Source organism: Dyella sp. RRB7, from assembly GCF_022761115.1.
Classification (GTDB): domain Bacteria; phylum Pseudomonadota; class Gammaproteobacteria; order Xanthomonadales; family Rhodanobacteraceae; genus Dyella.
Map to the genome: position 1 here is coordinate 310,818 of NZ_JAKWJS010000002.1, position 21,995 is coordinate 332,812.

The 21,995-nt window shown below is 65.9% G+C and carries 20 protein-coding genes; 8 read left to right on the forward strand and 12 right to left on the reverse strand.

Features of this window, described 5'->3' with window-relative positions; genetic code table 11:
* The first annotated feature begins 79 nt into the window (after window positions 1-79).
* The 7 genes from MJ606_RS07650 to MJ606_RS07680 all read left to right on the forward strand — a co-directional run bounded on the left by MJ606_RS07650 (window position 80) and on the right by MJ606_RS07680 (window position 7,986).
* Complete coding sequence (locus tag MJ606_RS07650; protein WP_243048894.1) at window positions 80-2,518, forward strand: TonB-dependent receptor; 2,439 nt, start codon at window positions 80-82, stop codon at window positions 2,516-2,518.
* Between the two features lie 121 nt (window positions 2,519-2,639).
* Window positions 2,640-3,023 carry a TraR/DksA family transcriptional regulator gene (locus MJ606_RS07655; RefSeq protein WP_243048895.1) on the forward strand — a complete coding sequence of 128 codons (384 nt, stop codon included), beginning with the start codon at window positions 2,640-2,642 and terminating at the stop codon, window positions 3,021-3,023.
* A 153-nt stretch (window positions 3,024-3,176) separates the two neighbouring features.
* Window positions 3,177-3,665 carry a peptide-methionine (R)-S-oxide reductase MsrB gene (gene msrB / locus MJ606_RS07660; protein ID WP_243048896.1) on the forward strand — a complete coding sequence of 163 codons (489 nt, stop codon included), beginning with the start codon at window positions 3,177-3,179 and terminating at the stop codon, window positions 3,663-3,665.
* A 36-nt stretch (window positions 3,666-3,701) separates the two neighbouring features.
* Window positions 3,702-4,994: an acetyl-CoA C-acyltransferase gene (locus MJ606_RS07665; protein ID WP_243048897.1), complete on the forward strand. Its 1,293-nt coding sequence runs from the start codon at window positions 3,702-3,704 to the stop codon at window positions 4,992-4,994.
* Between the two features lie 320 nt (window positions 4,995-5,314).
* Entirely contained in the window at window positions 5,315-6,031 is a 717-nt protein-coding gene (locus tag MJ606_RS07670) for an HAD family hydrolase (RefSeq protein WP_243048898.1), read from the forward strand.
* Window positions 6,032-6,071: 40 nt separating this feature from the next.
* Window positions 6,072-6,893 (forward strand): NAD-dependent protein deacetylase, encoded by an 822-nt coding sequence (locus MJ606_RS07675; RefSeq protein ID WP_243049192.1) that lies wholly within the window; start codon window positions 6,072-6,074, stop codon window positions 6,891-6,893.
* Between the two features lie 103 nt (window positions 6,894-6,996).
* A complete protein-coding gene (locus MJ606_RS07680; RefSeq protein ID WP_243048899.1) occupies window positions 6,997-7,986 on the forward strand; it encodes a CHAD domain-containing protein in 990 nt (329 codons plus the stop codon).
* Here the strand turns inward: MJ606_RS07680 and tadA are convergent.
* The 4 genes from tadA to folD all read right to left on the reverse strand — a co-directional run bounded on the left by tadA (window position 7,905) and on the right by folD (window position 12,624).
* Window positions 7,905-8,393, reverse strand: coding sequence for a tRNA adenosine(34) deaminase TadA (tadA, locus tag MJ606_RS07685; RefSeq protein WP_243048900.1), 489 nt, complete (start codon window positions 8,391-8,393; stop codon window positions 7,905-7,907). The genes MJ606_RS07680 and tadA overlap by 82 nt on opposite strands.
* A 91-nt stretch (window positions 8,394-8,484) precedes the next feature.
* Window positions 8,485-10,065 (reverse strand): glutamine-hydrolyzing GMP synthase, encoded by a 1,581-nt coding sequence (gene guaA / locus MJ606_RS07690; RefSeq protein ID WP_243048901.1) that lies wholly within the window; start codon window positions 10,063-10,065, stop codon window positions 8,485-8,487.
* 126 nt (window positions 10,066-10,191) lie between these two features.
* Window positions 10,192-11,649, reverse strand: a complete 1,458-nt coding sequence (gene guaB, locus MJ606_RS07695; protein WP_243048902.1) for an IMP dehydrogenase — start codon at window positions 11,647-11,649, stop codon at window positions 10,192-10,194.
* 105 nt (window positions 11,650-11,754) lie between these two features.
* Window positions 11,755-12,624, reverse strand: coding sequence for a bifunctional methylenetetrahydrofolate dehydrogenase/methenyltetrahydrofolate cyclohydrolase FolD (folD, locus tag MJ606_RS07700; RefSeq protein WP_243048903.1), 870 nt, complete (start codon window positions 12,622-12,624; stop codon window positions 11,755-11,757).
* 67 nt (window positions 12,625-12,691) lie between these two features.
* On the opposite strand from folD, the gene MJ606_RS07705 reads away from it, so the two are divergent.
* Window positions 12,692-13,813 (forward strand): GNAT family N-acetyltransferase, encoded by a 1,122-nt coding sequence (locus MJ606_RS07705; protein WP_243048904.1) that lies wholly within the window; start codon window positions 12,692-12,694, stop codon window positions 13,811-13,813.
* 6 nt (window positions 13,814-13,819) lie between these two features.
* On the opposite strand, the gene moeB is transcribed toward MJ606_RS07705, so the two are convergent.
* The 8 genes from moeB to ndk form a co-directional block, all read right to left on the reverse strand.
* Complete coding sequence (moeB, locus tag MJ606_RS07710) at window positions 13,820-14,989, reverse strand: molybdopterin-synthase adenylyltransferase MoeB (protein ID WP_243048905.1); 1,170 nt, start codon at window positions 14,987-14,989, stop codon at window positions 13,820-13,822.
* Window positions 14,990-15,047: 58 nt separating this feature from the next.
* A complete protein-coding gene (gene der / locus MJ606_RS07715; RefSeq protein ID WP_243048906.1) occupies window positions 15,048-16,445 on the reverse strand; it encodes a ribosome biogenesis GTPase Der in 1,398 nt (465 codons plus the stop codon).
* Between the two features lie 23 nt (window positions 16,446-16,468).
* Window positions 16,469-17,665 carry an outer membrane protein assembly factor BamB gene (gene bamB, locus MJ606_RS07720; protein WP_243048907.1) on the reverse strand — a complete coding sequence of 399 codons (1,197 nt, stop codon included), beginning with the start codon at window positions 17,663-17,665 and terminating at the stop codon, window positions 16,469-16,471.
* A gap of 26 nt (window positions 17,666-17,691) precedes the next feature.
* Window positions 17,692-18,336: a tetratricopeptide repeat protein gene (locus MJ606_RS07725; RefSeq protein WP_243048908.1), complete on the reverse strand. Its 645-nt coding sequence runs from the start codon at window positions 18,334-18,336 to the stop codon at window positions 17,692-17,694.
* 152 nt (window positions 18,337-18,488) lie between these two features.
* Window positions 18,489-19,445 (reverse strand): helix-turn-helix domain-containing protein, encoded by a 957-nt coding sequence (locus MJ606_RS07730; protein WP_243048909.1) that lies wholly within the window; start codon window positions 19,443-19,445, stop codon window positions 18,489-18,491.
* A gap of 71 nt (window positions 19,446-19,516) precedes the next feature.
* Window positions 19,517-20,311, reverse strand: coding sequence for a type IV pilus biogenesis/stability protein PilW (gene pilW, locus MJ606_RS07735; RefSeq protein WP_243048910.1), 795 nt, complete (start codon window positions 20,309-20,311; stop codon window positions 19,517-19,519).
* On the reverse strand, window positions 20,301-21,437 hold the full coding sequence (rlmN, locus tag MJ606_RS07740; protein WP_243048911.1) for a 23S rRNA (adenine(2503)-C(2))-methyltransferase RlmN: 1,137 nt from the start codon (window positions 21,435-21,437) through the stop codon (window positions 20,301-20,303). The genes pilW and rlmN overlap by 11 nt, the downstream gene beginning before the upstream one ends.
* A 124-nt stretch (window positions 21,438-21,561) precedes the next feature.
* Window positions 21,562-21,987 (reverse strand): nucleoside-diphosphate kinase, encoded by a 426-nt coding sequence (gene ndk, locus MJ606_RS07745; RefSeq protein WP_243048912.1) that lies wholly within the window; start codon window positions 21,985-21,987, stop codon window positions 21,562-21,564.
* Window positions 21,988-21,995: the final 8 nt, after the last annotated feature.

Genomic DNA, 21,995 nt, shown 5'->3' on the forward strand with positions numbered 1-21,995 from the left:
CATCCGTTGACTCCATGACTTGCCCACGGTTAGCCTGAATTTGCTGCACTGCGACACTTCTCTGGGGAACACACAAAACATGCTTAAGAACCACCTCGGCTTCAAAGCCGCGCCGACCTTGCTTGCCCTTGCTGTCCTGGCCGTTTTTACCGATGCCTCCGCTCAAGACGCGCCCCCTGCCGCGACGGACAATGCCAAGAAACTCGATGCGGTGATCGTGACCGGCACCCGCGCCGACAACCGCACCGAAAGCAGCTCGCTGACGCCCATCGACGTGGTCTCGGCGCAGACGCTGCAGCAGACCGGTACCACCGAGCTGTCCACCGCGCTCGCCCGCATCATTCCCTCGCTCACCTTCGCGCGTCCCTCCGCCTCGGACACCGCCGACTCGCAACGCCCCGCGCAATTGCGCGGCCTGTCGCCGGACCAGGTGCTGGTGCTGGTGGACGGCAAGCGCTGGCATCCGGGCGCGATCCTGCTGACCAATGGGGTGCTCGGCCGCGGCTCGCAGGCGGTGGATCTCAACACCATCCCGATCGGCGCCATCGATCACATCGAGGTGCTGCGCGACGGCGCCTCGGCGCAATACGGTTCGGACGCCATCGCCGGCGTGATCAATATCGTGCTGAAGAAAGGCGCCGCGGGCGGCGAAGTCGACGTGACCGGCGGCCAGTACTCCGCCGGCGACGGCCGCCAGTGGCTGGGCTCGGCCAACTTCGGCATTCCGCTCAGCGACGACAGGGGCTGGATTCGCTTCACCCTGCAGGACGGCAACCAGGACTACACCAACCGGGCCGAACCCAATACCACGCGCCCGTGGGAAGGCGTCACCCAGCGCTTCGGCGACCCGGCGGTGAAAGACCACAACCTGTTCGTCAACGCGCAGTTCGACATCACGCCGAACGTGCAGCTGTATGCGTTCGGCCACTACGGCAACCGCGACACCACCTCGCCCGCGTTCTTCCGCAACCTGGCCAACAGCAACTCGGTGCCGTCGATCTATCCCAACGGCTATCTGCCGCTGGAGCACGCCGACTCCACCGACCAGTCGCTGGTGATCGGCCTGCGCGGCAAGACCGATGGCGGCTGGCGCTGGGATGTGAGCGGCAACTACGGCGGCAATCGCGTCTCCTACGCCACCGAGGACAGCGTCAATCGCGCGTTCCTGCACGACTTCGGCTACAGCCCCACCGAGTTCCACGACGGCATCCTTGGCGCGGCGCAGCAGTCGTTCGACGTGGACATCGCCAAGGAGCTGAGCACCAGCTGGCTACCGAACCCGGTGACGCTGGCGTTCGGCGCGGAATACCTGCGCCAGACCTACAGCATTACGGCCGGCGACCCCAGCTCGTGGTACACCGGCACCTCCGGCGTGGCCGGTGGCGCCCAGGGCTTCGGCGGCTTCCAGCCGACCGACGCCGGCTCGTACAGCCGCCACGACGTGGCCGAATACGTGAGCCTGGAAACCAACCTCACCGACCGCTTCGCCACCTCGCTGGCGCTGCGCCACGAGGACTACAGCGACTTCGGCAACACCACCTCGGGTTCGCTGGCGGGTCGCTTCGACTTCACCGACCGCTTCGCCCTGCGCGGCAGCGCGTCCACCGGCTTCCGCGCGCCGTCGCTGGCCCAGCAGCATTATTCGTATACCTCGTCGCTGTACTACGGCGCGGGCAATTCGCTGGGCCTGCCGGCCGGCATCTACAACACTGGCCTGGTGCCAGTGAACAGCCAGGTCGGCCAGCTGCTGGGCGCACAGCCGCTGCAGCCGGAGAAGTCGCACAACTACACGCTGGGCGCGGTATGGAACCCGCTCGACGCGCTGAACCTCAGCGTGGACGTGTACCAGATCACCATCGACAACCGCATCACGCTGTCGAGCAACCTGGCCACCAGTTCGCCGGCGGTGCAGGCCTACCTTGCCGCCAACGGTGTCACCAACACCAACTACAGCGGCATCGACTACTTCACCAACGCGGTGGACACTCGCACGCAAGGCATCGACCTGGTCGCCAGCTACCTGTCCAGCTTCGGCAACGACGGCACGCTGCAGAGCACGCTGAGCTACAACTACAACAAGAACAAGGTCATCGACATCAAGCCCAACCCGGCGATCCTCGATGAGCTGGGCGTCAACCTCAAGCGCATCGACCGCCGCGACCAGTACGGCCTGCTGGCCGACACCACGCCGCGCAGCAAGTTGATCCTCAACGAGCTGTACAACCTGGACCACTGGAGCTTCAACGGCACGCTGACCCGCTACGGCAGCTTCGTGTCCTACAACTCCACCACGGCGACGCTGGACCAGACTTTCGGCGCCAAGTGGATCCTCGACCTGGCGGTGAGCTACCACCTCGACCGCTGGACCTTCACCGTGGGTGGCGACAACGTGCTCAATACCTACCCGGACAAGGTCATCGCCGCCAACAGCAACAGCGGCACGCTGCCCTATTCGGTGTTCTCGCCGTTCGGCTTCAACGGCGCCTATGTGTACGGCAAGGTGGCCTATCGCTGGTAACCCACCCGGGGCGCGCGGCGCCTACCCGTTTGGGTAAGCGCCGCATGCCTTGCCCTTCACCGCGACAGAACGAGCCCTGTGCGATAGCTAAGGGACTCTATCTGTCGCCGGAGAAGCATCCATGCCCGCTGAGCAAGCCCCCTTGAGCCCGCAGTTCATCGAACAACAGCGCAAGCGGCTGGAAGCCTTGCGGCGCCAAGTGTTGGGCGGCGAGCTGGCCAGCAACGCCCGCCAGCGCTCTTTTACCGAGCAGCACGGCGACGAGGCGGAAGAATTCGAAGACAAGGCGCAGGATGCGGCCCTGGAGGAAGTGCGCCAGGCCCAGCACGATGTGGACAGCGGGCGCCTGGGCAATATCGAACGCGCACTGCAGAAAATCGAGGAAGGCACCTACGGCCTCTCCGACGCAAGCGACGAGCCCATTCCCAAGGCTCGCCTGGAAGCCACGCCCGAGGCCATCCTCACCATCGAGGAAGAAGCGGCCATCGAGAAGGCTCGCCCTTGAATCGGCCCAAGCCGCCACGACCTTAAGGGTCCGTGATGCCGGCAGCCATGCGGTGGGTTCCGTACCGCGACAAGGGGCACGCGCGGGCCAGGCCCGCGACCGCCATGCTCGACCGGCCAGCGCATCTTCCGTGATTGTCGATGAGGAAAGCTCGTGAGCACTTCTGCCCCGTTCGATCTTTCGCCACCCTCGCCGTTGCAGTTCGACCAGTTGAGCTCGGCGCTTACGCCGGACGAGCGTGCGGTGCTGCTTGAGCACGGCACCGAGTCGCCGTTCTGCGGCGTGCTGCTGACCGAAAAGCGTGCCGGCGTGTATGCCTGCCGGCTGTGCGGGCTGCCGCTGTTCCTGGCCGGCAGCAAGTTCGACAGCCGCACCGGCTGGCCCAGCTTCACCGAGCCATTCGACGAGCGTCATCTCACCTATGTGCGCGATACCAGCTACGGCATGGTGCGCACCGAGATCCGCTGCGCACGCTGCGGCAGCCACCAGGGCCATGTCTTCGACGACGGCCCGCCGCCGACGCACCAGCGCTACTGCATCAACTCGGTCTCGCTCGAGTTCGTCGCCGCCACCGATCCGCTGCCGGACAAGCTGGGCCGCGGCGCCCCCGAAGGCGCCGCATGGACGTTGCCTACGACCTGAGTAAAACCGCCCCACCCACCTTCCCGGGAACCTGCCATGAGTCTTCATTCGCGCTATCGACATCCGGTGTGGCTTGCGGCCGGCGTACGTACGCCGTTCTCCAAGGTGGACGGCGCACTGGCTTCGCACGACGCCATTGCGCTGTCGGTACCGGTGGTGCGGCATATGCTCGACAGCCTGCCCAACGGCAAGACGCCCGACTTCGCGGTGTGGGGCACCGTGGTACCCAACCTGACCTGGAGCAATCTTGCCCGCGAGGTGCTGATGGATGCCGGCGCGCCGGCCACCATCCCCGCGTTCTCCACCGTCATGGCGTGCTCGACCAGCATGATCGGCATGATCGAAGCGGCCGGCATGCTCGACGATGAGAGCTCGCAGCTCGCCCTGGTCGGCGGTGTGGACAGCCTCAGCCGCATCCAGCTGGGCCTCAATCAGCGGCTGTCCGACTGGATCCGTCGCTTCCAGAAGGCGCGCTCGGTCGGCGAAAAAGTGTCGCATGCGCTCAGCCTGAAACTCGGCGACATCAGCCTGTACATCCCCGGCATCGTCAATCGCACCACCGGGCTGAGCATGGGCGAGCACACCGAGATCACGGCCAAGGAATGGCACCTGCGGCGCGAGGATCAGGACCTGCTCGCCTACGACAGCCATCGCCATGCGGTGGAGGCCTGGAACAGGGGCTTCTTCGATGACCTGGTGATTCCGGTCGGCGACTTCCGCCGCGACAGCATCCCGCGCGCGGATACGTCGCTGGAAAAACTGGCCAAGCTGCCACCCAGCTTCGACCGCACCAGCGGCCAGGGCACCTTGACCGCCGGCAACTCATCGCCCTTGACCGATGGCGCCGCCAGCCTATGGGTGGCCACCCAGCGCGGCCTGGAACGCCTGCCCGACCATGTGCCCCGGGTGAAATTGGTGGACTGGGAAATTGCCGCGGTGGACTTCCGCACCGAAGGCCTGTTGATGGCCCCGGCCTATGCGATTCCCCGCCTGCTCGCCCGTCACGGCCTGAGCTACCAGGATATCGGCCTGTGGGAAATCCACGAGGCATTCGCTGCGCAGGTGCTGTTCCATATCGCGGCCTTGCAGAGCCGCGATTTCCTCACCCACAAGGCCGGCGTGGATCGCGACCTGGGCACGTTCCCGCGTGACCGGATGAACCCCAACGGCGGCAGCCTGGCCCTCGGCCATCCGTTCGGCGCCACCGGCGCGCGCATTCTCAGCCAGACGGTAAAGGAACTGGCTGCCCGTCCGCCCGGTACGCGCGCCATCGTCAGCATCTGCGCCGATGGGGGACAGGGTACGGTGGCGCTGCTGGAAGCGGGCTGATGCCAGGCGCGCACTTCTACAAGCCATCAGCCGTGCGCTCGACGTCTTCACCTCGAACGCATCGCACCGCTGGGTGGCGGCATCGCCGTGCAACACCGCATGGAGTATTTCGTTGAACGCTATGGGGCCGGCACCGACGGCACCGGCCTGACTGGTCACCGCTGAATTTCGCCGGCCGCGGCTGGACGCATGCGGGGGCGTCCGTGCCCAGCTGATCCTGTAGAGCGCGCGGCTTCGCACGCCTTAACGCCTTTTCTGGGAAAATGCCCCGTCCAGGCGGCCGGATCGTCGTGCCGCCCCCATGCATGCAGGTAAGGCACGTGATTGAGCTGGTGGGTTTTGATGGCGACGACACGCTGTGGCACAGCGAGGGTTATTACCAGTCGGCGCATGGCGAATTCGAGCGGATCGTCGGCAACTATATCGACCTCGCCAATGTCCGCCTGCATGACCGCCTGCTGGAAACCGAGCGACGCAACATCCGCTTGTTTGGCTATGGCGCCAAGGGCATGACCCTGTCGATGCTGGAGTCGGCCATCGAGATGACCGAATCGCGCATCAGCGCCACCGACCTGCATCGCATCATCGAGATCGGCAAGCAGGTGCTGGCCCACCCGGTGGAGCTGCTGCCCGGCATCCGCGCCGCGGTGGAGGCTGTGGCGGCACGACAGCGCGTGGTGCTGATCACCAAGGGCGACCTGTTCCACCAGGAGCAGAAGGTAGCAAGCAGCGGCCTGGCCGACCTGTTCCATCGCATCGAAATCGTCTCGGAAAAAGACGATCGCGCCTATCGCCGCGTGCTCGGCGAATGCGAAGTGAGCCCGCAGCACTTCGCCATGGTGGGCAATTCGCTGCGTTCGGATATCGCCCCGGTGGTGCAGCTGGGAGGTTGGGGCGTGTACATGCCGTACCACGTGACCTGGGCGCACGAAAAGGATACGGATTTCGTCGACAGCGCCTCGCGCGTGGTGCAAGTGGAAGAACCGCGCGGCATCGCCCGCGCCGTCGAGGAGCTGCAGGCCCGTGCTGCCGCCTGAATCCGTCACCGCCGTCGACGCCGCGCCGCTGCCGCCTCGGCTGGCAAGCCTTGAGCATGATCGGACGCGGCTTCGCGATTTCATCGAAGCGCATCCGCGTTTGTTCGTGCTCACCGGCGCAGGCTGCAGCACCGATTCCGGCATCCCCGACTATCGGGATGCCGAAGGTGGCTGGAAGCGCCCCCAGCCGGTGACCTATCAGGCCTTCATGGGCGAGCGCGGCACGCGCCAGCGCTACTGGGCACGCAGCCTGGTGGGCTGGCGTCGCTTCGGCAGGGCCAGGCCCAATGCCACCCATCTCGCACTGGCTCGCCTGGAACGGCAGGGGCGCGTGGCCACCCTGCTCACCCAGAACGTCGACGGCCTGCACCAGGCGGCCGGCCAGCAGGCGGTCATCGACCTGCACGGCCGGCTGGACGAAGTGCGCTGCATGAGCTGCGCGCAGCGCATGCCACGCGAAACCTTCCAGCGCCTGCTGGAGCAACGCAACCCCGCCTGGGCCACGCTGGATGCGCATGACGCACCCGATGGCGACGCCGATCTGGAAGGGCAGGATTTTTCCCGCTTCGACATTCCGCCCTGCCCGCACTGCGGCGGCATCATCAAGCCCGACGTGGTGTTTTTCGGCGAGAGCGTACCCCGCGAACGGGTTGACGCTGCCGTCACATCGCTGAATGAGTCGGACGCCGTACTCGTGGTGGGCTCGTCGCTGATGGTCTTCTCGGGCTATCGCTTCGTGGCCGCCGCGGCGCGCGAAGGCAAGCCGATAGCGGCAGTCAACCTGGGCCGCACGCGGGCCGACCCCCTGCTCAGCCTGAAGATCGAACAGCCCTGCGCCGAGGCACTTGCCTTTATCGCCTGAGCCCCCGTGGCGAGCCGCTCGCGCATTGTCATAAATTGATGCAGAGTAGGTATCCCGGTCATCTGGGTGTCACTTCATGAATGCCAGGCTGCAGCATCGAGCCATGCCGTCACGTGTTTCACGAGCCCGCGCCCCAGCCTCAAGCGGCCCGCACTCCCAGTTCGACTACGTCCGCCAAGCGCTGGAGGGCTATCTCGCCAAGGCGGCCGACGCCCGCAAGCGATTGCTGGAAGAGCCCTACGACACCAAGCTGCTGCACGCCTGGCGCGTGAACCTGCGTCGCGTCACCGCCACGCTCAAGGATGTGGCAAGACTCTCCGATGACGATGACCTGCGCGACGTCCGGGATTACCTGCGCCACTGCCGCGAAGCCACCGGCCAGTGCCGCGATATCGACATCCTGGCGCAGGAAACGCTTCCTGCATTCATCGATGAAAACGGTGACCAGGCCACCATGGCCAGCGCCGCGCAAAAGTCACTCGCCGGCCGACAGGAAGAAGCCCACCAGCTGGCCGTCGCCGCACTGAAGAAGAACAGCCTCGCCATGCCACTGCGATCCTGGCGACACTGGGTGGCCACGCTTGAGCCCCCCACCGACAACCGCGTGCGCAAGACCGCTGCCGCCGCCATCGAGCAGCGCTACGGCACGGTAAAGAAGCGCGTCGCCAAGCTCGATGGCAGCCAGAAGCGGCTGCACCGCCTGCGCAGCGCCATCAAGAAGCTGCGCTACAGCATCGACCTGTACCGGCACGCTTTTCCCAAGCAGGTATCGAATGCGTGGCTGAAACAGTTGGCCGACCTGCAGGGCCACCTGGGCCTGGCCCACGACCGCATGATGGGACGCCAGCTATGGGCGATGGTCGCCAACGCGGAAGACGATGCGCCACTGGCCAAGCCCTTCCGCCGCTGGGGCAAGCGCACGGCTTACGAAGCCTCGGAGAAAGCCACGCATTCGCTGGCCCGACTCGACCACCTCAGCCATTACTGGCGCAAGTCAGGCGACAAGCCTGCTCACCGGCGCGAGCGGAAAAAGTCGCGCAACATGGTCGACGACGCCTCGGCCAGCAGCCCACCTTCCACTGCCACGCGGTGATTGTGGCGATCGGACACCAGCGTATCGAACACACTGCCCGCTGCGCCGGTCTTGGGATCGGTCGCGGCGTAAACCACCCGGCCGATGCGCGCATGCACCAGCGCCATCGCACACATCGCGCACGGCTCCAGCGTCACATACAAGGTGGCGCCGGGCATGCGGTAGTTTGAGAGCTTCTCGCCAGCCGCGCGCAAGGCCATGATCTCGGCGTGCGCGCTGGGATCATTGAGCGTGATGTTGCGGTTCCAGCCCAGGCCGATGATGTCATCGCCCTGCACCAGCACCGCGCCCACCGGCACTTCATTCTCGGCATCGCGCGCATGCGCGGCCAGCTGCAGCGCGCGCCGCATGTAGCATTCGTCGTCCGCGGAAAAGGCCGTGGCCGAAGGGGGCGTATCGTCGCTCATCAGGTGAGTTGGGCCGAGAAAAAGTTACCGATTAATCAACGCCATAACCGGCTTTCCCGGGAAAGCCGGCGCAGACGCCAGTTAGCCGGGATCACTCCCACTCAATGGTTGCGGGTGGCTTGCCACTGATGTCATAAACGACACGAGAAACACCACGCAACTCATTGATAATTCGATTGGAAACCTTGCCAAGGAAGTCATACGGCAAGTGCGCCCAGTGGGCGGTCATGAAGTCGATGGTCTCTACCGCGCGCAGCGCGATCACCCATTCATAGGCGCGGGCATCGCCCACCACGCCCACCGACTTCACCGGCAGGAACACCGCGAAGGCCTGGCTGGTCTTGTCGTAAAGGTCCCAGGCGCGCAGCTCTTCGATGAAGATGGCGTCGGCGCGGGCCAGCAGTTCGGCGTACTCCGGCTTCACCTCGCCCAGGATGCGCACGCCCAGGCCGGGGCCCGGGAACGGATGGCGATAGACCATCTCGCGCGGCAGGCCCAGCTCCACGCCGATGCGGCGTACCTCGTCCTTGAACAGCTCGCGCAACGGCTCGATCAGCTTGAGCTTCATGTGCTCAGGCAGGCCGCCCACGTTGTGGTGGCTCTTGATGACGTGGGCCTTGCCGGTCTTGCTGCCGGCCGACTCGATCACGTCGGGATAGATGGTGCCTTGCGCCAGCCACTTCACATGGCCGTCGCCCGCCGCGGTGACCTTGGCCGACTCTTCGTCGAAGATCTCCACGAACAGGCGGCCGATGATCTTGCGCTTGGCCTCCGGGTCGGCCACGCCTTCCAGCGCCTTGAAGTAGCGCTCGGCGGCGTTCACGCGGATCACCTTGACGCCCATGTGCTCGGCCATGGTGGCCATCACCTGGTCGCCTTCCTTCCAGCGCAGCAGGCCGGTGTCGACGAACACGCAGGTCAGCTGCTTGCCGATGGCCCGGTGCAGCAGCGCGGCGACGACGGACGAATCCACGCCACCGGACAGGCCCAGCAGCACGTGATCGCCACCCACCTGGGTACGCACGCGCTCGATCTGGTCTTCGATGATGTGCGCGGCGGTCCACAGCGTCCGGCAGCCGCAGATTTCCGTGACGAAACGCTTGAGCAGCGCGGTGCCCTGCTTGGTATGCGTCACTTCCGGATGGAATTGCACGCCGTACCAGCGCTTGTCCTCGTTCTCCATCACCGCGACCGGGATGCGGTCGGTGGTGCCGGTGATGACGAAGCCCGGCGGCGCCTTGGAAACATGGTCGCCATGGCTCATCCACACGTCCAGGCGATGCGAGCCGGCGTGATCGCTCAAACCGGCGAACAGGCGGCTCGTCGCGGTGATATCCACTTCCGCATGGCCGAACTCGCGTGCATCGGCCGCTTCGGTGGCGCCGCCCAGCTGGGCCGCCAGCGTCTGCATGCCGTAGCAGATGCCGAGAATCGGCAGGCCCGAGTCGAACACCTGCTGCGGCGCTGCGGGCGCCCCCGGCAGCGTGGTCGATTCCGGACCGCCGGAAAGGATGATGCCCTTGGCGCCAAACGCGGCGATCTCGGCCGGGTCGTGGTCCCATGCCCAGATTTCGCAGTACACGCCGATCTCGCGCACGCGGCGGGCGATCAGCTGGGTGTACTGCGCGCCGAAATCGAGGATGAGGATTTTGTCGCTATGGATGTCGGTCACGGTCCGGCTCCGATGCGCGGCGGGACTAGCCTGCCCTGCGCGTGAATCTTGGAATGCAAAGGCGACGCCGGGGAGCGTCGCCTTCCGTTGAAACGATGCGCCGGCCTTGAGGCCGGCGCGTATCACTCACGAATTGAGCCGATAGTTCGGCGCTTCCTTCGTGATCTGGATGTCGTGCGGATGCGCTTCGGTGACACCTGCGCTGGTCACCTTCACGAACTGCGCCTTGTGGCGCACGTCGTCGACGGTGGCCGCCCCCAGGTAACCCATCGAGGCACGCAGGCCGCCGATCAGCTGATGGATGATGTTGCTCAGCGGACCACGATACGGCACACGACCCTCGATACCTTCCGGCACCAGCTTGTCGGCATCCGCCTCGTCCTGGAAATAGCGGTCCTTGGAACCCAGCGCCATCGCGCCCAGCGAGCCCATGCCGCGATAGCTCTTGTACGAGCGGCCCTGGAACAGCTCCACCTCGCCCGGCGATTCCTCAGTGCCAGCGAACATCGAGCCGAGCATCACGGTGGAGGCACCGGCGGCCAGCGCCTTGGGGATGTCGCCCGAATAACGGATGCCGCCATCGGCGATCAGGGGAATCTCGTCCTTCAGCGCGGTGGCCACCAGGTCGATGGCGGTGATCTGCGGCACGCCCACGCCCGCGACCACGCGCGTGGTGCAGATCGAGCCCGGGCCCACGCCCACCTTCACCGCGTCCACGCCGGCATCGAGCAGCGCGCGCGCCGCCTCGCCGGTGACGATGTTGCCGGCGATCACCTGCACCTGCGGGTAGTGCTTCTTCACCCACGCGGCGCGTTCGATCACGCCCTGCGAATGGCCGTGCGCGGTGTCCACCACCAGCACGTCCACGCCGGCATCGACCAGCGCTTCCACGCGCTGCTCGGTATCGCCGCCCACGCCCACCGCGGCGCCGACCACCAGGCGCTCGTGGCGATCCTTGGCGGCGTTCGGGTTGTCACGGGCTTTCTGGATGTCCTTGACGGTGATCAGGCCACGCAGCTGGTAATCGCTGTTGACCACCAGCACCTTCTCGATGCGGTGCTTGTGCAACAGCTGCAGCACTTCGTCCTGGCTGGCGCCCTCGCCCACCGTCACCAGCTTGTCCTGGCGCGTCATGATGTTGCGCACCGGGTCCTCGTGCTTGCGCTCGAAGCGCAGGTCGCGGCTGGTCACGATGCCGACCAGCTTCTCGCCATCCACCACCGGCACGCCGGAGATGTTGTGCGCGCGGGTGAGCTGCAGCACTTCGCGGATGGAGGTGTTGGGGCCGACCGTGATGGGGCTGCGGATGACGCCCGCCTCGAATTTCTTCACCAGGCGCACTTCGGCGGCCTGCTGCTCGGCGGTCATGTTCTTGTGGATGATGCCGATGCCGCCCTGCTGGGCCATGGTGATGGCGAGGCGGGCTTCGGTGACCGTGTCCATGGCGGCGGACACGATGGGGATGTTCAGGCGCAGGTTTCGGGTCAGCCGCGTGGAAGTGTCTACGTCACGGGGCAGAACGGCCGAATGGGCCGGAACGAGGTAAACGTCGTCGTAGGTGAGAGCCTCGGCGAGGATGCGCATGCGAAAGTCCCGCTGCAAAGAGGAAATTATACGCGGAAGCCGACCCGCTCGCCACACGTTGCATGAACGGTGGGTTGCCGCAGGCGCGACGATCGCCTCGCCGCATCAGCCGCCGCGATGCGGGAGTGCGCGTGCCTCGGCGGCTTCCAGCGTGTTTTCCAGCAGCGTCGCCACCGTCATCGGGCCGACGCCGCCGGGCACCGGCGTGATCCAGCTGGCGCGCTCGGCGGCCGCGTCGAAATCCACGTCGCCCACCAGCCGGCCGTCTTCCAGGCGGTTGATGCCGACATCCACCACCACCGCGCCGGGCTTGATCCATTCGCCCTTGACCAGGCCGGGCTTGCCCACCGCCACGATCACGATATCGGCCTGCCGCACGAACTGCTCCAGGTCACGCGTGAAGCGATGGCAGCAGGTGGTGGTGCAGCCGGCGATCAACAGCTCGAGCGCAAGCGGCCGACCGACATGATTGGACACGCCCACCACCACCGCATGCTGCCCGCGAACCGGACGATCGGTGTGCCCAAGCAGGGTCATCACGCCGCGCGGCGTGCACGGGCGCAGGCCAAAGCGACGCAATGCCAGGCGACCCACGTTGACCGCCTGGAAACCATCGACGTCCTTGTTGGGATCGATGCGATCGACCAGCGCGTCTTCGTCGATATGATCCGGCAGCGGCGACTGCACCAGGATGCCATGCACGGCCGGATCGGCATTGAGGCGATCGATCAGTGCGATCAGCTCTTCCTGCGTGGTGCTCGACGGCAGGTCGAAATCGAACGAGCGGAAGCCCACCTGGTGACAGGCCTTGCGCTTGTTGCGCACGTACACCGAAGATGCGGCGTCGTCGCCCACCAGGACCACGGCCAGACCGGGCTCGGCAAGCCCCCTGGCCTTGCGATCGGCGACGCGCTGCTCGATCCGCCCCATCAGTTCCTGCGCAATACGTTTACCGTCGAGGATACGTGCGGTCATGAGCGGCCCTGCCTGCAAAGAGACGTATTATCCCGGCTCACCCGCACGCACACAAACTTGGGATCGCATGGTCGCCATCAAAAGCCTGCCCGCTTCACTGGAACTCGTGGCGCCCACCCTGCGGTTGCGCCCCTGGCAGCCCGGCCATGCCGAAGCGCTTTACGAGGCGGCTCGCGAATCGATGGCGACGGTGGGCAGGTGGCTGCCCTGGTGCCACGAGGGCTACTGCTGGGAGGACAGCGTGGCCTGGATCGAGCGCTGCCAGTCAGGCTGGATACGCGGCGAACCGTATGCCTTTGCCATCCTCGACACCCAGGACCGGCTGCTGGGCGGCATCGGGTTGAGCCGGCTGGACCGGGATCATCGCAGCGCCAACCTCGGCTACTGGGTGCGCGAGCTGGCACAAGGCCAAGGCGTGGCCTCGGCCGCTGTCGCCGCCATTGCCAAGTTCGGCTTCCAGACCCTGGGGCTGCAGCGCATCGAAATCGTCGCGGACGTCGACAACCAGGCCAGCCGACGCACCGCCGAGCGTGCCGGCGCCCATCTGGATGGCATCTCGCCCAATCGTCTCTGGCACCAGGGGGAGGTGGTCGCCGCGGCGGTCTATTCGCTGCTGCCTCCGGATGACGACGCGCCCCCCTTCGGCCCCATTCTCGAGGAAGGCCCGTTGCGGTTGCGTCCTTTCCACAACCGGGACCTGGATGCGCTGGTCGCATCGCTGCACGAATCCATGGACAGCATCGGCCGCTGGCAGGACTGGTGCACGCCGGACTACAGCCACGAGGACGGCCGCCGCTGGATGGCCAAGGCGCGTCTCTCCTGGCGCGGCGTGGGCGACGAATGCGCCCTGGTCATCGCCGACCGGCATGATGACGAGCTGATCGGCAGCATCTCCATCAACCATTGGCAGCCGGCCTATCGCATGGCCAACATCGGTTACTGGATCCGCCAATCGCGCCAAGGCCAGGGCGCGGCGCCGTTGGCCGTACGCATGTTGGCGCGGCACGCACTGCAATCGACCGAACTGCAACGGCTGGAGATCGTCGCCGCCGCGGACAACCAGCCCAGCCGCCGGGTGGCCGAGAAAGCCGGCGCGCGCTTCGAGGGCATCGCGCGCAGTCGCCTTACCTTGCATGGGCAGCCGCAGGACGCGGCCATGTACTCGCTGATCGCTGCCGATCTGGGTTGAGCGCGCTCAACCCGCGGCGGCGCACAGTTGCTGGATATCGTGATAACCGTGGAATGCGGCGCCCGCACCGCACCCCGGACAAGCGGGGTCGCGCGGCAGCCGTGTCTCACGGAAATGCATGGCGAGCGCATCGAAGCTCAGCAAGCGCCCCACCAGTGGCTCGCCAATATCCAGCAACAGCTTGAGTGCCTCGGTGGCCTGCAGCAGGCCGACGATGCCCGGCAGCACGCCCAGCACGCCCGCCTCGCTGCAATTGGGCGCCTCGGCCGCCGCTGGCGGTTCGGGAAACAGGCAGCGGTAGCACGGCGAATCCGCGCGCCGGGGATCGAACACGCTGACCTGTCCGCTAAAGCGCTCGACCGCACCGTAGACCATCGGCAACCGCAGGCGCTGCGATGCCGCCGCCACCAGATAGCGCGCCGGGAAATTATCAGCGCCGTCGATCACCAGGTCGTGGCCGGCGAGCAGACGTTCGACGTTGTCCGCCTGCAGACGCTCGTTGCGCGTCTCGACGCGCACGCGCGGATTGAGCGCCGCCAGCGCGATGCGCGCCGATTCGGTCTTCGGCATGCCGACCCGCGCATCGGCATGGATCACCTGCCGATGCAGGTTGGAACGTTCGACCCTGTCGTCATCGATCAGGGTGAGCTGGCCCACGCCAGCCGCGGCGAGATAGAGCGCCGCGGGTGCACCCAGGCCGCCCGCACCCAGCAACGCGATGCTGGCGCGGGACAAGCGGGCCTGCCCTTCCTCGCCGACCTGGGGCAGGCGCAGCTGGCGGGCGTAACGTTCCGCCGCATCCGCATCCAACGCCCCGGCCACGACCGGCAACCCTTCGACCTTCCAGCGATTGAAGCCACCGTCCACCGAACTGACGTCGCGGTATCCGAGCCGAAGCAACGCCTCGGCGGCCAGCAGCGAACGCTGGCCGCTGCCGCATAGCGCGATCAGCGGACGCGCGCGATCGGGCTCCACCTGTTCGATGCGCAGTTCAAGGAAACCGCGCGACAAGCCGAGCGATCCGGCCGGCGTACCCGCGGCTCGCTCGTTATCTTCACGGACGTCTATCAGCAAGGCGCCTTGCGCCTGGCGCGCCAGCGCCTCGGCCGGGGTCACGCCAGGAATGCGCCGACCCAGTTCGGCCAGCCAGGTGTCACGATCGTTGCGCGTACTCATACCGCTAGCATAGAACCTATGCCGGCCGACGGCCCACCGTGCGCGGGCCGTCCAAACGTCACTTGCGCTTCTTCATCTCACGGATCATGCGCTGGCGCTTGCGCACCTGGGCCTCGGTCAGCACGTTCTTCTTCCCGGCAAACGGGTTCTCGCCGTCGCGGAAGTCGATGCGCACCGGCGTGCCTTCCAGCTTGAAGCGCTTGCGGAAGAAGCCCTCCAGATAGCGTCGATAGGCCGGGGCAATATGCTTGGTGCGACTGCCGTGGATCACGATCGTCGGCGGGTTGCTGCCCCCCGGATGCGCGAAACGCAGCTTGGGCGCGTGGCCACGCACCAGCGGCGGCTGGTAGCTTTCGTAGGCGCGCTCGAGCGTCTTGGTGAGCTCGGAGGAACCCAGCTCCTTCGTCGCGGCATGGTGCGCGCGCACGATGGCCTTCATCAGCTCGCGCAGGCCCGAGCCATGCAACGCCGAAATAAAGACGGTCTTGGCCCAGTCGACGAAGGCCAGCCGGCGCTCGAGTGCGCGCTGGCACTGCTCGCGCTGGTACTGGTCCATGCCGTCCCACTTGTTGACGGCGATCACCAGCGCCCTGCCTTCGTCCACGGCGTGGCCGATCAGGGTGAGATCCTGGTCGGCCAGGTTCTCGCGCGCGTCGATCAGCACCACCACCACCTGGGCGGCAGCCATCGACTGCAGCGTCTTGATGACGCTGAACTTCTCCACCGCCTCCTCCACGCGCGCCTTGCGGCGCACGCCGGCGGTGTCGATCAGGGTGTAGCGCTTGCCGTCACGCTCCAGCGGCACGCGGATGGGATCGCGCGTGGTGCCGGCGACACTGGAGACGATCAGGCGATCCTCGCCCAGCAGGCGATTGATCAGGGTGGACTTGCCCGCGTTGGGGCGGCCCACGATGGCGACGCGGATACTGCCCGCCTCGCCCTCATCGAGGACTTCCTCGACCTCCTCGGGCAGCAGCGGCAGGATCGTCCCGACCAGCTCTTCGGTACCGCGATTGTGCGCAGCCGACAGCGGCAGCGTCGCGGCGATGCCGAACACCGAGAACTCGGCCAGCGCGTTCTGGATATCGAGGCCGTCGGTCTTGTTGACGGCGGTGATGATGGGTTTGCCGCTGCGGCGCAGCTCGTCGAGGATGGTGCGATCCTGCGGCAGCAGGCCGTCGCGCGCATCCACCACGAACACCAGCACGTTCGCCTCTTCGATGGCGAGGCGTACCTGCTGCGCGGTCAGCGCATCCAGGCCGTCCTCGACACCGGACAGGCCACCGGTATCCACCACCACGAACGGGCGCGCACCGGTGCGGCACACGCCGTAGTGACGATCTCGCGTGACGCCCGGCATATCGGCCACCAGGGCGTCACGGCTGCGCGTCAGTGCGTTGAAGAGGGTCGATTTACCGACATTGGGACGACCGACCAGGGCAACGACGGGCAGCATGAGCGAATACAACCTTTGCGCGATCAGCGCGCGCCGAGACGATAAGCGCCGATGCGGCCCTTCACGTCTTCGACGTACACGGTGTCACCCACGACCAGCGGCTGGGCGCGAATGGGCTTCTTGGAGAGGCGCTCGCGCCCGGCCAGCGCGCCGTCGCCGGTCTGCAGCCAGTGTACGTAGCCCTCGACATCACCGACCACGACGTAGTCACCCTGCACCGCCGGCCCGGTGAGCCAGCGGTACTTCAGTGCGTCGTTCTTCCACATGTCGGCGCCGCCGCTCTTGTCGAACGCCCACACCTGCGAATCATCGTTGACGCCGTAAATGGCGTTGTTGCTGATGTCGAGCGAGGTGAAGGTGGAGAACGGACGCCCCCACAGCGGACGACCGCTGGGACCGTCGATGGCAGCCAGGTTGCCGTGGTAAGCCGCGCTGTAGAGCGTGGTGCCATCGAGCAGGATGGCGCCATCGGCATCGGCGAGGCGGTCGATTTCGGTACGGCCATCGCCGCTGGCGAGCGTCTGTTCCCACAGCTTCTCGCCGTTGTCCAGGCGCAGGGCCACCAGCTTGCCGGCATCGCTGCCGTAGAACACCACGCCGTTGGCCACCAGCAGCGGACCATTGCCGCGCAGGCTCAGCAGCGGCACGACGTCCTGGTCGTAGACCCAGCGACGTTCGCCGTTGGAGCTATCGAAACCGTAGAGGCGGCCGTCCTGGGTGCGGGCGATGACCAGGTTGCCGGCGACCACCGGCGAGGAGATCACCTCGGAATTGACCACCGACTCCCAGCGCGGGCTGCCGTCCTTCGCGTTGATGCCGTAGATGTGGCCGTCGAGCGTGCCCACCACCAGCAGGTCGCCCGCCACCATCGGGCCACCGGCATAGAGGGCGTCGGCGCGCTTCTTGTCGCCCCAGCCAAACCAGCCATGGGTACGCGAACTCTTGGTCCAGACGGTTTTGCCGCTGGCCGCATCGAACGCCGCCAGCTTGCCATCGGTGCTGGCGGCATACAGCACGCCATCGGCAAAGGCCGGACGCAGGCGCACGCCGCTGTCACCAGCGCCCTCGCCCACCCGGTTCGTCCAGATGCGGGTCACCTGAACGGTCGGCTTGAAGTCCTTGGCCAGCGGCGTCGGCGGCTGGACGTTTTCCTTCTTGAACGAATGGCAGCCGGCAAGGGCCACCAGGGAGGTCAGCGCAACCAGCAAGACGCGCTTCATCGCGCCGCGTTTCATCACTTCCGCTTTCATGCACCCTGCTTCCCGGCCACGGCCAGATCGTCAATTTTCATCTGCACGCTCTGAGGCGCGTTCTCACCCAGCGCCGCCTTGGCGGCTATGTACGCCTTGCGGGCATCGTCTGGACGCCCAAGCTTGACCAGAACATCGCCGCGTAGTTCCTGCGCCACGCTCGGATAGCTATTGGGCGGCATGCGATCGAGCGCAGCGAGCGCGTCGGCAGCCTTGCCCTGCGCCAGCAACACCTGCGCGGTGCGCAGCTGGGCCAAAGACTTCAGCGAGGCGTCGCTGGCATGGGCCTCGGCCCAGCTGAGCGATTCAATCGCCTTGTCCAGCTGCTTGGCCTGCGCCTGGCGCTGGGCGCGATCGCTCATGGCGAACATCGCGTACGGCGTGTCGGTGTAATCCTTGACCAGTTGCTCGGTCAGCGTGTCGGCGCTGTCGTTCTTGCCCGAGGCCACCGCGGACTGGATCTGCTGGTAGATGTTGGCGGCGTCGGCCTGATGGCCGGCCTTGTGCTTGTTCCACTGCTGCCAGCCGAAGATACCGACCAGGCCGATCGCAATGCCGACGATGATGGACAGGCCGTTCTGCCGCAGCCACTGCTGTACGCGTTCGCTCTGTTCGTAATCGTCGTACGCTTCAAATGCCATGCAATCACCCTTGGGGAACCGCACATCGAAAGCACTTTCGAACGTGCCTGCCATGCGGAAAAAGAAATCAGCCCGACCTGCCCGCTCGCTGGCGAGCGGACAATGGGCAAGCATAACCGATTGCGCCGGACCGCACAGGACCGGCGTGAGGATCAGGCGCCGGTCGGGGCGGCCTTGCCGTCGCGCACTTCGATGCGGAAATGGGCGACGTTGGAGCGGCGGAAGCTGTCCAGCGCCATCGGCTGGCCATCCAGCGTGACCTGGGCGCCATTGGCATTGCCAATGCGCACTTCCAGCGGTTGGTCGCTGTGGTAGGTCTTGGAGCTGCCGGCGGGCAGCAAGCCGTATTCGAGGCGCGCGCCATCCTTGGTGGTGACTTCCACCCAGCTGGCACTCTCCAGGCTCAACACCAGGCTATGGGCGCCGGTGCCGGCATCCGTGGCCGCCGGCGCCGCATGCGCGGCATCGTTGCCAAGACTGGGAAACGGCGCCATGGACGCCATCAGCGGCTGCTGATCCTGCGCCGGACTCGGCGGCGTGGCCACGGACTGCGCAGCAGCCGGAGCGGCGGCGGCCACCGCAGGGGTGCCATCCGTGCCGACCGACGCCGTCGCGGGCGCCGCCGCGCTGCCTGCACCAGCCGGAGCATCCACCTGGGCGACCGGGGTCGCATCGAGCGGCGCGAGATGGCTTACGTCACGATCCAGCGTGCCACGCACGCCAAGCCAGATGGTGGGCACCACGATGGCGGCGGTCAGCACGACATAGGTCGCGGCGCGTGCGTAGTTTTCCAGCAGGTAACGCGAATGCGAGATGCCGCCCGTAGCCACCAGGGTGGGCTGGCTGGGCTTGATGCGCTCCAGCTCGGCCTTCACCTCGGCTTCGTCGATGCCCAGATAGCGTGCGTACTTGGTGAGATAGCCGCCCAGGTACACCTGGTAGTCGATGCCGTTGTATTCGTTGCCTTCAAGCTGGCGAACCACCCGCGTAGGCAGGCGCAGGGCGTTGGCGCACGTTTCGATATCGATACCGCGCTTTTCGCGCGCAGCCCGCAAGCGCCCGCCCAGACTGCCAGTGATCGCTTCCAACGAGGAGTGTTCCGTATCCATGGTGACGTCGGGTGTTTCAGTAAAGGTGAGTGCTCGGTTGCCGCTGTCGGCCGAATTTGACTGCTGAGAGGTCATTGGCTTGCAGTTGCGTCGAGGGCGCGCGCCTGCTCCGAATCCGGGAACTGGCTTTGCAGTCGCCTGCTGTAGTTGAGAGCAGCATCCCTGTTGCCCAACCGGGATTCAATGTCGTGGCCTAGCTTGAGCGCCGGCGCCGTGGGCTTGCCCAGCGCATCGAAACGCTGGATGAAAGCACGCGCGCGGAACGCATCGTTCTGAAGATAAAGCACATTGGCCAGCTGATACAACGCCTCGCCGTTCTGCGGGTCGATCTGGATGGCCTTGCGGAAGTCCACTTCGGCGCCGGCATAGTCCCGCGTGGTCGACAGGCAGGTGCCGGCATTGGTCCAGGCCATCGCCGGCGTCTGGTAGAACGGGTCGGCCACGGCCTTCTGGAAGTACGGCATGGCCTCGGCGGCCTTGCCTTCCCGGCACAGGAACCAGCCGAGATTGTTGTTGGTGTCGCCCTTGCCCGGCGCCAGCTCCACGGCCTTGCGGTAGTGCAGCTCGGCATTGGGCATGTCGTTGATGCGCTCGTACAGCACGGCCATCACGGTGTGCGCGGGCACGTAGTTGGGATCGAACTGCAACGCCTTGTTGAGCTTCACCAGCGCATCCTGCAGGTCACCGTTGGCCATGTACTGCTGGGCCAGCTCGGTATGGATGCGGGCGCCGTCCTGCGCCTGCTCGGCCTTGGTCGTGCGCGGGATCTTGGTGGACACGCCGCCGGCGTCGGTGGTCGTGGTGGTGACGCAACCGGCCATCAGCATGGCCAGGCCCGCGCTCAGCAGGATTCGATCAAGCCGCATGACTCGCCCCTTCGTCCAGACGCTTGCGAAATTCGGCCTGGCGACGGGTGCGATCCAATACCTGCCCCTTGAGCTGGCCACATGCCGCGTCGATGTCGTCGCCGCGGGTACGGCGCAGCATGGTCAGCACGTTGGCGTTGAGCAACTGGGTCTGGAAGGCGCGAATGGTCTCGGCGTCGGAGCGCTCGAAACGCGTGCCAGGAAAAGGATTGAACGGAATCAGGTTGACCTTGCAGGTAGGCATGCGGCGCATCAGCTTGATCAACTGGCGAGCATGCTCGGGCTGGTCGTTGACACCCTTCATCAGGGTGTACTCGAAGGTGATCGAGGTGCGCGGCTTGCGATCCAGCCAGCGTTGGCATGAAGCCATCAGCTCGGCGATCGGGTAGCGCTTGTTGAGCGGCACCAGCTCGGTGCGCAGCTCGTCGTTGGCCGCGTGCAGCGACACGGCCAGCGACACATCGATGGTTTCCGACAGCTTGTCGATCATCGGCACCAGCCCGGCCGTGGACAGCGTGACGCGCTTGGAGGCCAGGCCGAAGCCCAGGTCATCGCGCATCAGGCTCATTGCCTTGGTGACGTTGTCGAAGTTCAGCAGCGGCTCGCCCATGCCCATCATCACCACGTTGGTGATGCGACGGTTCTGGTGCGTGACGTTGCCGAGGTGTTTGGCCGCCACCCACATCTGGCCGATGACTTCGGCGGTGGACAGGTTGCGGTTGAAGCCCTGCGTCGCGGTGGAGCAGAACTGGCAGTTGAGGCCGCAGCCGACCTGCGAGGACACGCACAGCGTGCCGCGGGTCGGCTCCGGGATGTACACCGCCTCGATGGCGTTGCCGCCATCCATGCCGAGCAGCCACTTGTGGGTGCCGTCGGCCGCGCCCTTGTCGAACAGGGTCTTCGGCGGCCCGACATAGCAGGACGCTTCGAGCTTGGCTCGAAGCGCCTTGCCGACGTCGGTCATGTTTTCGAAGTTGTCTTCCAGGCGGTGGTAGATCCACTTCATCACCTGCTCGGCGCGATACGGCTTCTCGCCGAGCTGCGCAAAGAAATCACGCAGCCCCTGCCGATCGAAATCGAGCAGGTTGACCTTGTCGGTGATGGTGGGATTTGCCTGATCAGTCATCTTGAAATATTGCGGCTCAATGCCGCCCTCGTTTTCCTTTCGCCATCCGATGGAACGCGGTTTTGGTGAAGAGTGCGGCCATGGACGGCCGCTTCTTGACTCTCGCGCTCACGGATGAGCGCGCTTACCTGGTAAAGATTTCGGTCGTCGCGAAGAAGTACGCGATCTCGACCTGCGCCGTGTCGGCGGCGTCCGAACCGTGCACCGCATTGGCGTCGATGGAGTCGGCGAAGTCGGCGCGGATGGTGCCCGGCGCGGCGTCCTTCGGGTTGGTGGCGCCCATCAGGTCACGATGCTTGAGGATGGCGTTCTCGCCCTCGAGCACCTGGATCATCACCGGACCAGAGATCATGAACTCGACCAGCGCCTTGAAGAACGGGCGTTCGCGATGCACGGCGTAGAAGCCCTCGGCTTCCTGGCGCGACAGATGCTTCATCTTGGCGGCGACGACCTTCAGGCCGGCCTTTTCGAAGCGTGCATAGATTTCGCCGATCACGTTCTTGGCAACTGCGTCGGGCTTGATAATGGAAAGGGTGCGCTCCAGCGCCATGAGGGTCT

Coding starts and splice junctions, on each gene's coding strand:
- MJ606_RS07650 (WP_243048894.1), top strand. CDS start 80: ATGCTTAAGAACCACCTCGGCTTCAAAGCCGCGCCGACCTTGCTTGCC.
- MJ606_RS07655 (WP_243048895.1), top strand. CDS start 2,640: ATGCCCGCTGAGCAAGCCCCCTTGAGCCCGCAGTTCATCGAACAACAG.
- MJ606_RS07665 (WP_243048897.1), top strand. CDS start 3,702: ATGAGTCTTCATTCGCGCTATCGACATCCGGTGTGGCTTGCGGCCGGC.
- MJ606_RS07680 (WP_243048899.1), top strand. CDS start 6,997: ATGCCGTCACGTGTTTCACGAGCCCGCGCCCCAGCCTCAAGCGGCCCG.
- tadA (WP_243048900.1), bottom strand. CDS start 8,393: ATGAGCGACGATACGCCCCCTTCGGCCACGGCCTTTTCCGCGGACGAC.
- guaB (WP_243048902.1), bottom strand. CDS start 11,649: ATGCGCATCCTCGCCGAGGCTCTCACCTACGACGACGTTTACCTCGTT.
- folD (WP_243048903.1), bottom strand. CDS start 12,624: ATGACCGCACGTATCCTCGACGGTAAACGTATTGCGCAGGAACTGATG.
- MJ606_RS07705 (WP_243048904.1), top strand. CDS start 12,692: ATGGTCGCCATCAAAAGCCTGCCCGCTTCACTGGAACTCGTGGCGCCC.
- moeB (WP_243048905.1), bottom strand. CDS start 14,989: ATGAGTACGCGCAACGATCGTGACACCTGGCTGGCCGAACTGGGTCGG.
- der (WP_243048906.1), bottom strand. CDS start 16,445: ATGCTGCCCGTCGTTGCCCTGGTCGGTCGTCCCAATGTCGGTAAATCG.
- bamB (WP_243048907.1), bottom strand. CDS start 17,665: ATGAAGCGCGTCTTGCTGGTTGCGCTGACCTCCCTGGTGGCCCTTGCC.
- MJ606_RS07725 (WP_243048908.1), bottom strand. CDS start 18,336: ATGGCATTTGAAGCGTACGACGATTACGAACAGAGCGAACGCGTACAG.
- MJ606_RS07730 (WP_243048909.1), bottom strand. CDS start 19,445: ATGGATACGGAACACTCCTCGTTGGAAGCGATCACTGGCAGTCTGGGC.
- pilW (WP_243048910.1), bottom strand. CDS start 20,311: ATGCGGCTTGATCGAATCCTGCTGAGCGCGGGCCTGGCCATGCTGATG.
- rlmN (WP_243048911.1), bottom strand. CDS start 21,437: ATGACTGATCAGGCAAATCCCACCATCACCGACAAGGTCAACCTGCTC.
- ndk (WP_243048912.1), bottom strand. CDS start 21,987: ATGGCGCTGGAGCGCACCCTTTCCATTATCAAGCCCGACGCAGTTGCC.